At 58.2% G+C, this 6427-nt stretch carries 8 protein-coding genes and 2 pseudogenes; 3 read left to right on the forward strand and 7 right to left on the reverse strand.

Features of this window, described 5'->3' with window-relative positions:
• The first annotated feature begins 63 nt into the window (after positions 1–63).
• The 3 genes from BLQ09_RS21320 (at position 64) to BLQ09_RS21330 (ending at position 2527) form a co-directional block, all read left to right on the forward strand.
• On the forward strand, positions 64–1122 hold the full coding sequence (locus BLQ09_RS21320; protein WP_092358456.1) for an MBL fold metallo-hydrolase: 1059 nt from the start codon (positions 64–66) through the stop codon (positions 1120–1122).
• Positions 1123–1461: 339 nt separating this feature from the next.
• The gene (locus BLQ09_RS21325; protein WP_043293518.1) at positions 1462–1980 is read left to right on the forward strand and encodes a hypothetical protein; all 519 of its coding nucleotides are present in this window, start codon (positions 1462–1464) and stop codon (positions 1978–1980) included.
• Entirely contained in the window at positions 1970–2527 is a 558-nt protein-coding gene (locus BLQ09_RS21330; protein WP_027605643.1) for an AAA family ATPase, read from the forward strand. The genes BLQ09_RS21325 and BLQ09_RS21330 overlap by 11 nt, the downstream gene beginning before the upstream one ends.
• On the opposite strand, the gene BLQ09_RS21335 is transcribed toward BLQ09_RS21330, so the two are convergent.
• From BLQ09_RS21335 to BLQ09_RS21360, 7 genes and pseudogenes are all read right to left on the reverse strand, one after another.
• Positions 2457–2837 carry a helix-turn-helix domain-containing protein gene (locus tag BLQ09_RS21335; protein ID WP_081744427.1) on the reverse strand — a complete coding sequence of 127 codons (381 nt, stop codon included), beginning with the start codon at positions 2835–2837 and terminating at the stop codon, positions 2457–2459. The genes BLQ09_RS21330 and BLQ09_RS21335 overlap by 71 nt on opposite strands.
• A gap of 94 nt (positions 2838–2931) precedes the next feature.
• Positions 2932–3879, reverse strand: a complete 948-nt coding sequence (locus BLQ09_RS21340; RefSeq protein ID WP_092358458.1) for a hypothetical protein — start codon at positions 3877–3879, stop codon at positions 2932–2934.
• 54 nt (positions 3880–3933) lie between these two features.
• A pseudogene (locus BLQ09_RS31690) lies at positions 3934–4101 on the reverse strand (MFS transporter); the annotation flags it as partial.
• Between the two features lie 5 nt (positions 4102–4106).
• On the reverse strand, positions 4107–4754 hold the full coding sequence (locus BLQ09_RS21345; RefSeq protein ID WP_043293519.1) for an HAD-IB family hydrolase: 648 nt from the start codon (positions 4752–4754) through the stop codon (positions 4107–4109).
• Positions 4755–4827: 73 nt separating this feature from the next.
• Positions 4828–5004, reverse strand: a pseudogene (locus BLQ09_RS21350) (HNH endonuclease); the annotation flags it as partial.
• Positions 5005–5514 carry a hypothetical protein gene (locus tag BLQ09_RS21355; RefSeq protein WP_092358460.1) on the reverse strand — a complete coding sequence of 170 codons (510 nt, stop codon included), beginning with the start codon at positions 5512–5514 and terminating at the stop codon, positions 5005–5007. It lies immediately after the preceding pseudogene.
• Positions 5515–5590: 76 nt separating this feature from the next.
• On the reverse strand, positions 5591–6427 hold an 837-nt coding region (locus tag BLQ09_RS21360; protein ID WP_092358462.1), incomplete at its 5' end, for a ribonucleotide-diphosphate reductase subunit beta.

Genomic DNA, 6427 nt, shown 5'->3' on the forward strand with positions numbered 1-6427 from the left:
TTGCAATCTTGAAACTACACTGTTCAGTGTAACTTATGCGCGGATCGTAGGAGTCACTCGGTAATGGCCACCATCTCAACCCGCCTCAAGTCTTCACCTGCGGCGCCCAAGCCTGCCGAGCAGGACCTGGGGCGCTACAGCAACGAGGCCCCCGTGCAGCACGGTGGCTTTGGCAAGACCTTGCGTATCTTCTGGAACATGCTGTTTAACAAGCCACGCAGCACGCGGCCGGTGGGGCAGATCCCGGTGCAACCGCTGACCCGCGAGCAATTGTTGGCGGCGCCTGATCACAGCGTGTTCCGCCTGGGGCATTCCACCGTGTTGCTGAAAATGCGCGGCAAGTTCTGGCTGACCGACCCGGTGTTCGCCGAGCGTGCCTCGCCATTCAGTTGGGCTGGCCCCAAGCGTTTCCACCAGCCGCCTATCCGTCTTGAAGAGCTGCCGCCCCTGGAGGCGGTGATTCTTTCCCACAACCACTACGATCATCTTGACCATAAGGCTGTGGTCCAACTGGCCGACAAGACCCGTTACTTTCTCGCGCCGCTGGGCGTGGGCGACATCCTGGTCAAGTGGGGTGTCGACGCCAGCAAAGTGCGGCAGCTGGATTGGTGGCAAGGCACCGAGGTGGATGGCATTCGCTTTGTCGCCACGCCGGCGCAGCACTTTTCCGGGCGCGGCCTGTTTGATGCCAACCAGACCCTCTGGTGTTCCTGGGTGATGATCGACGGCACGCGCCGCATCTTTTTCAGCGGTGACACCGGCTACTTCGACGGCTTTAAACGCATCGGCGAACAGTACGGCCCGTTCGATCTGACGTTGATGGAAACCGGTGCTTACAACGTCGACTGGCCCCATGTGCACATGCAGCCGGAGCAAACCCTGCAAGCGCATATCGACCTCAGGGGCCGCTGGCTGCTGCCGATCCACAACGGTACTTTCGACCTGGCGTTCCATGCCTGGCACGAACCTTTCGACCGCATCATGGCGCTGGCGTGGGAGCGCAATGTGTCGATTACCACACCGCCGATGGGCCAGGCGTTCAGCTTGAACCAGCCGGAGCGTGGGTATGCATGGTGGCTGGAAGTGGAAACCCAAGGTGCACAAGAGCACCTTGTGGGCTGAGGGCGCAGAGGTAATGGAAAAGGAGTTTTCAAGCTGTTTCGGGTCTGCGACAGGCGCCGGCGAAGGATGCGATGATCCCTGGAAAGTGTTTTCAGGGGAGGCGTACCGATGGACAGCATATGCAGATGGTTTTTGCGAGCAGATGCGGTTTGCCAGGTTGGCCAGCCGTTGTCTGCGCTCTTGGGCATGACCGATTCGGCATCTCCATGCCGCCGTCCTTCCCCCGATCAAGTGCCCCCCCGCAGTATCGAGTTTGATGTCGATACCCCCCCTCAAACCCACCCCAAGGGTGGCGTCCTGATCCCCGGGTATAACGTACCGGCAATTCCCATCAGACCCATGCCTGATCCCTCGTTGACGCTGATTGCCCTGAGCGGTATCGACCCAGAGGGCCCGGTGATGGTGGAGGTGCCCCTGGTACAGAACAACAGCCGCTTTGCGGCCACGCAAGCGTTGGCCGGCAGGCGCGTGGGGTATGCCGACCGATATGGACGTGGCGATGGGCATGAGCCGATTCAACACCGTGCGCCCTTCATGCGTGCGCTGGACGTACTGCGCCGGGCCGGGGCGCAACTGATACCCGTGCCGGCGCAACGTGTCGACGGCACCCTCACGTTCAACCTGCACACCCATAATGAAATCGATGAAATCGTGAATGAATACCGGCTGGATGCCCTGGTGTCGGACAGTGAAAGTGCTGCGTTCCATGCTGCCTGCTGGAGTGGTTACCCGAAGTTCGCCGAGGCTCTCGATGACGGCGGGACGTTGTGGTTCTACGGTGCGCGATGGTCGAAGGAATCGTTGGCCGCGCTGGCGCAGGGTTATCGCAATGCCAGGGAGGGAAGCCATGGCCTATAGAATTCATATCCTCGGTGCTGCGGGGGCGGGCACTACCACCCTGGGCAGGGCCTTGGCGGAGAGTCTGAACGTCGCTTACTTCGACACCGACTATTTCTACTGGCAGCAAACCGACGCCCCCTTCACCATTGCCCGGCCCAAGGATGAACGCATCCGCCTGCTGCAGGACCAGACTGTCGGCCTGGAAGGCTGGGTGCTGTCCGGTTCACTGTGTGGCTGGGGCGACCCGATGATCGCGCAGTTCACCCACGTGGTGTTCCTGCGCCTCGACCCGCACGTGCGCCTGCACCGTCTGCGCATGAGGGAGGTGCAACGCTACGGTGATGAAATCCTGGAAGGTGGCAGTCGCCACGAGAACAGCGTCGCCTTCCTGGCCTGGGCCGCTCGTTACGACAACGGCAACCACAGCCTACGCAGCCTGCGTCGGCATGAAACCTGGTTGGCGGCACTGACCTGTCCGGTGATCCGCTTGGACTCTACGCACCATTCGGCTGGGGCGTTGGTGAATCAATTGATGCCGCTGTTGAGCCCATCAGCCGCGACATAATGTTTTGTGCTGCGGGTTCGGCAGGGGCGGTGTCAAACCGCCGTACACTCATGCCCCACCCCGGCGCAAACCCCGGGAAAAACACCAGCCCTTGCGCCTCCAACCGAAACGCCAATGCCAGGCGGGTTTCATCACCCACATCGCCCTGGCTTTCGAACTGTTGGATGGCATCCACCGTCACACCCGCCTGGCGGGCCAGCTCGTCGCGGCTCCAGCCCAGCATCGCGCGGGCCTGTACGCTGTGTTTGGCGGTGAATTGGTGCAGGACGATCTGCTGTTCTACGAAAGAGCTCATTGCCAGGGAGGACATGGGGTTTCTCCAGGGTTCGACGGGGGAGGGCAAACTATACTGTGTTTTTGTACAGTTGTTTTGACCGCTCATCAACTGGATGCTTATCGACCCACTATTCCAACCCTGGCGCCTCACGAATGATCAGGTGATCGAGGTTCTCGATATTCGCGCTGAATACCCCGAAGGTCTGCTCGGGGTTCTTCTTGCTGGGCACTTGTTTCAGCTCCGGTGTCACCCCGTAGAAGAAACAATACAACGCCCGCTCACTGTCCGACGCCGCCCTGATCTGCTCCAGGAACGCCTTGCGCTTGCGGTAGTTCTCGATGAGCTTTTTGCTCAGGTAGACGTTGACCGAGTAGGGCTTTTTGTCGAGCCACACCTTCTTTTCGAAGTCGATGCGAAAGCTGCTCGTGTAGTCCTTGATCGCTTTGACCTTGCCCCAGTAGATCAGGCCCTTGTTGTCTTGCAGGTATTCGATCTTCTTGAAAAACGCCGCGTAAGTCGCGGTGTGCTCGCCGATTTTCAGCGGCATGCGTTTGAGTTTTTCCTTGTCGTCGATGTTCGACACAAAACATTCCACCGGGTGGGCGAACACGCTGGTCTTGTCCGGGGTGGTGTCGCTCGAACTGACAGATTCGCCGCTGCGGGGTGAAGGTGTTTTCGCTGAATCTTGTGGGACCAGCCCCTCGGTGCCGGCCACTGCGGTTTTACGCTCGTACGTACGGCGGGTGAGGACAAATTCCGATGGGAAATTGTCCTCACGCTCATCGTCGTTTTCGCCTGCTGCACCCTTGTGGAGGCTGGCATAGCGGCAGCCGTCGATATGCCGGGTGCTCGGTGTGTTTTTGAAATGCGGGGTGCGTTGGTAGTTGACGTTCTTGGCGTTGAACGTGCTCAGCACATTGCCTGCTTCGAAGGCGGCACGACAGGCATCGTTGGGGCACAGGAAACTGTCCTGGTCGGAATCGTAGGCGGCGGTTTCGTCGAAATTCAGGTCTCGTACGTCGTAGATCGACAGCTTGTCATCGAGACTCAGGCTGTAGGCCGTGTCGAATTTCATGGGGCTCGGGTCCGTGAGAGGTTTCGCTATTAATAGCGGGAACCCGCGCAAATATCAGCAAGAACCTGCAACCCGTCGTCCGCTGAGGAAGCACAAGGTCCCGCCTATCGCTGTGAGTGTACCCAAGGCATAGAACATGCTGGCCGGCGCCGCGTTGATCAGCAGATACCCGCATATCACCGGGCTCATTGCCCCGCCGAACGCCGCCAGGTTCTGCGCCCCCCGCATCACCGCTGCAACCGAGCCCGCTTTTTCTTCTTCGCATGAAAATGCCGAAAATGCGCATCCTGCGCCGCCGCCAACAACTCCCGATCCCCACGCGTATCGCCCCAGGCCCGCAGCCGATACTCGCCCAAATCGCCATACACCGCTTCCAGCCGCAGCACCTTATTCTCACACCGGCAGTTATTCCCGGTGAGCTTGCCGGTCAACACCCCGTCGACCACCTCAAGCTCAGTGCCAATCAACTTGATCCCAAGCCGATCGGCAAACGGCTGCAGCACCAACGCCGGCGACGCCGAACACAGCGTCACCACCGCCCCCGAGCCCAACTCCTGCTCCACCGACAACACCCCCGCCGGGCGCATCAACCGTGCCCAATTGCGCTGGCAATACTCCTCGGCCTTCTGCTGCACCCACGTCTTCTCCACCCCGGTCATAAAGGTGCGGATCAACTGCGCCTTCAACTCATCCCGGCTGATCTGCCGCACCAAAAAGCGCAGCCCAGGCACGGCCAGCTTGACCATCCGGCCATAAAACTCGCCGGTGCCAAAGGCAAACTTGAGGAAGGGCACGAAACTGTCGTGGTGGGTCAGGGTGCCGTCGAAGTCAAAGACGGAGAGTACTTTGGCGTCAACGGGGCCGGCTTCGAGCATGTCTGGGTTCACGGGTTGGCCTCGGTCCTATCTAGTATTTTTTTGAGCGTGCATCAGGTGTGACAGCAGGAGTCTACTCCCGTGCCAATCTTCCGACCTTGGCGTAAAGCCCCTCGGTGAAAGCCTCTCGGTCACTCGACCGGTGACAACGCTGATGGCAATTGGGGCACAAGGCTACAGCATTGGTGATGCGATCCGAACCCTTCTGGGCCTGGTGCTTGACGTGATGTACTTCAAGAAATGGCAAACCTTACGGATAGTCCATTTGTTCCAGTCGTTCAAGGGCCTTGTCCAGCGCTGTTCGTTGTTCGTATAACCTCAAGCGCAGGTCGAGACGCTGTTCTTCTTGCTTTGCGATTGTCAGCGCCGTGGGATTATCCCGTAGCTGTAGCGCCTGCTGATGGATCATTTCAATTTTGTTGGCAACGATGTTTACTGCTCTCTTCGCAGAAATTTTGTCTGTTTTGGCCATATGTTGGGCTTTCAACAAAATACCGCTTGCAATCAAACTACCGCCGGCTGCGGCGATGGTGTAGCTGACAAGTGCGGCGGCTAGTTTAAGGTCAGTAAAGTATTTAGCCGCTTCGCCATTAGCAGCGATCTCTTGCAAACTATAGGAAAGATATCCACCCACGAGAGCTAGAACAAAACCTGTGATGTAGAGGACGAACGGATTTCTGAAGACAAATCCACCCAGAAACATCCAGGCAGCCATTCCGAGTATCGTGATAATTAATAGCGTGGCGTAGAGCAGTTCCATTTGCTGATGTGTCCTTCTAAATGCTATTTGCAAAAAAAGAGCTGCCCTTGGGCAGCTCTCTTTGGTGGTACTGACTTTAATCCCAGCTCAGCGCACCGCCGGTCTGATACTCAATAACCCGAGTCTCAAAGAAATTCTTCTCTTTCTTCAAGTCCATGATCTCGCTCATCCATGGGAACGGGTTGGTCGTCCCCGGATACTCTTCCTTCAAGCCGATCTGCGACAGGCGACGGTTAGCGATGAACTTGAGGTAATCCTCCATCATCGCCGCATTCATCCCCAGAACCCCACGCGGCATGGTATCCCGCGCATATTCAATCTCCAGCTGAGTCCCCTGCAGGATCATCTGGGTCGCTTCTTCCTTCATCTCGGCATCCCACAAGTGCGGGTTTTCGATCTTGATCTGGTTGATCACATCGATACCGAAGTTCAGGTGCATCGACTCATCGCGCAGGATGTACTGGAACTGCTCGGCCACGCCGGTCATTTTGTTGCGGCGGCCCATGGACAGGATCTGGGTGAAGCCGCAGTAGAAGAAGATGCCTTCCAGCACGCAGTAGTAGGCGACCAGGTTGCGCAGCAGTTCCTTGTCGGTGTCGACGGTGCCGGTTTCGAACTTCGGATCGGAGATCGAACGGGTGTATTTCAGGCCCCAGGCTGCCTTCTTAGCCACCGATGGAATCTCGTGGTACATGTTGAAGATCTCGCCTTCATCCATGGCCAACGATTCGATGCAGTACTGGTAGGCGTGGGTGTGGATCGCTTCTTCGAAGGCCTGGCGCAGGATGTACTGGCGGCACTCCGGGTTGGTGATCAGGCGGTACACGGCCAGGACCAGGTTATTCGCGACCAACGAATCCGCAGTGGAGAAGAAGCCGAGGTTGCGCATGACGATGCGGCGTTCGTCGTCGGT

It is taken from the genome of Pseudomonas sp. NFACC25, assembly GCF_900100935.1.
Lineage (GTDB): Bacteria > Pseudomonadota > Gammaproteobacteria > Pseudomonadales > Pseudomonadaceae > Aquipseudomonas > Aquipseudomonas marginalis.